This is a genomic window from Streptococcus oralis, from assembly GCF_003942585.1.
GTDB lineage: Bacteria > Bacillota > Bacilli > Lactobacillales > Streptococcaceae > Streptococcus > Streptococcus oralis_BE.
The window spans coordinates 1-530 of sequence record NZ_RJNK01000040.1; the positions used below are offsets into that span (position 1 = coordinate 1).

1 protein-coding gene is annotated in these 530 nt (G+C 44.7%); it reads right to left on the reverse strand.

Translation table 11 applies throughout. From position 1 onward, the window contains the following. On the reverse strand, positions 1 to 530 hold a 530-nt coding region (locus D8862_RS09570; protein ID WP_185760879.1), incomplete at both ends, for a hypothetical protein.

Consider the following 530-nt stretch of genomic DNA (forward strand, 5'->3'; position numbering starts at 1 on the left):
CGGGTGCGGAAGTTGATTGACTAGCAGTTACTGATGCTGAGGCTGATTGACTTGCTGATACAGATGCTGATGGTGATTGACGTGAGGATACTGATGCTGAAGTTGATTGACTTGCAGATACTGATGCTGAAGCTGATTCACTTGCAGATACTGATGCGGTAGTTGATTGGCTTGCAGATACTGATGCTGAAGCTGATTCACTTGAGCTTACTGATGCTGAAGCTGATTCACTTGCAGATACTGATGCGCTAGTTGATTCACTTGCTGATACAGATGCTGAAGCTGATTGGCTAGCTGATACTGATGCTGAAGTTGATTGGCTAGCTGATACAGATGCTGAAGTTGATTGACTTGCAGATACTGATGCTGAAGTTAATTGACTTGAGCTTACTGATGCGCTTGCTGATTGGCTAGCTGATACAGATGCTGAAGTTGATTGGCTTGCAGATACTGATGCTGAAGTTGATTGACTTGAGCTTACTGATGCGCTTGCTGATTGGCTTGCACTTACAGACGCTGAAGCTGATTGG